The 2,602-nt window shown below is 61.5% G+C and carries 3 protein-coding genes; all 3 read right to left on the reverse strand.

All coding sequences use genetic code 11. The features are described 5' to 3' along the window. Nucleotides 1–554: hypothetical protein (locus tag QZY44_RS23710; protein WP_295453754.1), on the reverse strand; the 554-nt coding region annotated here is incomplete at its 3' end. Nucleotides 555–613: 59 nt separating this feature from the next. Continuing rightward, a complete protein-coding gene (locus QZY44_RS23715; protein WP_295453758.1) occupies nt 614–1,972 on the reverse strand; it encodes a hypothetical protein in 1,359 nt (452 codons plus the stop codon). Next, nucleotides 1,969–2,602: hypothetical protein (locus QZY44_RS23720; protein ID WP_295453761.1), on the reverse strand; the 634-nt coding region annotated here is incomplete at its 5' end. The genes QZY44_RS23720 and QZY44_RS23715, both read right to left, overlap by 4 nt.

The following is a 2,602-nucleotide window of genomic DNA, read 5'->3' on the forward strand; positions in this document are numbered from 1 at the left end:
CGCCACAGCACTGCGAGCGTTGCGAACAAAAGACAAGCGGATCCCCATGCATAGCCCGACATGATGGCCACTTCGTAAAACAACGGCCGTCGCAATGCCGCCGGTGCCACGCTGCACAGCCCAAGTGCGGCGACCAAGATGAGCCAGATCCCCATGCCCGCCCGCTGAAAAAATTTCTGCCGGATCACCCGCAGCCATGCCAAGCTCAGCGCAAAACCCATGACGGCGAACAGCACGGCCACATATGCTTGGGGCAAGTCCTGCCCCGTCAGCCCGGCATAGGGCAGAAACACCGTTACCACCGGCGTGACGCCGAAATAAAGGTAGTAGTTCCCGCGGTAATAAGACGCATCAAGCAGGAACGGCGCCCCGGGCGGGAGCTGATTCGAGGCGGTTGCCGCCGGTAGCCCACCCACCTTCATGCAGAGGTGCCCGTCAAGAAAACCGTCTGCCAGCAGATTGTAATAGTCTTGTTTTTTTCCGCTGAACGAGAAGTCGCCCCCGTTTGACCGCACCGTCCACACGTAGAAAATCACCACGGCAGCGGCGATCACCAGCGTCAGTCCTCCTTCAAGATATCGCGCTGTGCGCCGGCCGCTACCCGCCGGCCCAATCAGTTTCCCGGTTGCCTCTGCCATAGCTGCGGAATTTGAAACTTGCTCCATGCCGACCAGCCAAGGAGGCCGGCCCAAGCTATGGCACTCAACCACCAGGCTGTCCAAAGCCTAGTGGAGCCAACGAAGCGCAATTCTACAATGTGCCGTCCGCTGGCCAGCGGTACCATGGCCAAATGCTGTGGCGAATCCTGCCCCTTGACCGGCCGGCCGTTCACTGTGGCCACATAACCCGGCAAGAGAACCCGTGGAGTCTCGAGGAAACCCGGCTTCTCCATCTCCACTTCAGCGCGGTAGGGAATCCACGAAACAATCCGGACCGGCGAGCGCATCGGATCATAATGCGAGAGTGTCACCCGCCCAAAATCGCCAAACTCGGAATCCGCTCCAAACGTCCCGATGCGCTGGAACATCAGATTTACTGTTTCCGCTGTCTCGCCGGAATTCCACAGCGAGAGAACCTTGGAATGGTCCGGTCCTACGCCGAAGGCATGGACGTTGCCGGAGGCAGGAAAGATATAATCCCGATAACCGTGCTCGCTTTTCAGGATCAAATAGCCGTGGTAAATCTTGTCCGGGAATTCAAATCGCAGCAGGCGGTGTTCGCCCGGCTGGAGGATCAGCGCCGGCTTGATGTTCAGCCAGGCGTAAGCGGTCGGATCGATCCGCGTGGTCAACAGGAGCGTTTCCGCGCCCGCCTGTTCCATTCGCCTCGCGACTGCATCGGGTCCAACCAGAAGTTCTCGCTTCGCGTCCAAAAGGCGATTCTCCAACCGGCCATCAGTCTTGCCGTTGGAAAAATAGCCGGGAATCGGCAGCAAATCGTAGGCATACCGGTCGAGCACTGCATTTTCAGTGCGGAAAAACATGGCTGTTTGGGTGCGTGAAGTGGTGATCGTCCACCCCCGGGCGACGAATTTGCGCGCCTCCCACATGCCCCAGACTGCCAGCAGGCCGACGACGGCCAAAATCGCCCGCTGCGACCATGCCCGTTCTCCTGGCAGACAGGACAGGCCAATGTGCCCTGCCACACAGGCAAACGCCGCCACCACGGGCATCAGCCGCAGGTCCAACGGAAGACTGGCGATTTCCGCCAGGCGCCGCGGGAAATACGCCACGAAGAAATCGCTCAGCCCCGGCACCCGAAACACTGCCAGCGCCAGCAACGCGGCGGGAAACCACAGTAATCGTGCGGCGAGCGAACGCCCTGCCAGCGCCGCCACCGCCCCCACCACGAGCAGCATCCAGATGCCCAAGCCGGGCTGGCAGTCTCCCGGCCTCATGACGTCCGGCGAAAGCGGGCGAAGGTAATTTCCAAATACCGCGGCATTTTGCGCCAGCCCTGCGAGGGTCGTCATGTTTCGTCCAGCCCCTGATCCCGCCAGACCAGCGGAATCAGCAGGACGGCAAGCAATCCCGTCGCAAACACCACGGCCCCGGACCAGCGCCGGAGATCAAACCATCCCTGCCGATGCACCTGCCACGCGACGATCGCAGCCAGCAAAGCCTGCAGCAGACCGCACCAGAACCAGGCCGGTTGCGTTGCGTAGAGCAACCCCCCGCCCGGCAACAACAGCCATGCCACCGTCCATTGTCTCCAGACCAGCCCCTGGGTCACACCCCACAGCCATAATGCCAAGCCGGTCATCTGCAGCAGGCTGCCGCGCACCGGCGTGCCCTCCGACGGTGGTAGTTCGGACATGGAATAAAAATAGTAGGCCGCGAGCAGGGCAAAGAGCGCCGCTCCGCCCGCCGCAGCCCGCCAAGCTTTGCGCGACTGCGTTGCGAATAGGAATCTGCCCCCTTGGGCCACGACGGTCGCGAGCGTGGTCAACAATGCCACGGGTGGATGGCAGGTCCAGAGGAGCGCCAGCCCGGCTGCCAGCGCAGGATAACCGACGCAGCCATCACCCGCCAAAAGACGCCCATTGCCATAAACCACGAGCGGCATCACGCCGACTGCCATATAGGTCATATACATGTCCGCG

The organism is uncultured Thiodictyon sp., from assembly GCA_903837595.1.
GTDB lineage: Bacteria > Pseudomonadota > Gammaproteobacteria > Chromatiales > Chromatiaceae > Thiodictyon.

Coding starts and splice junctions, on each gene's coding strand:
- QZY44_RS23715 (WP_295453758.1), bottom strand. CDS start 1,972: ATGACGACCCTCGCAGGGCTGGCGCAAAATGCCGCGGTATTTGGAAAT.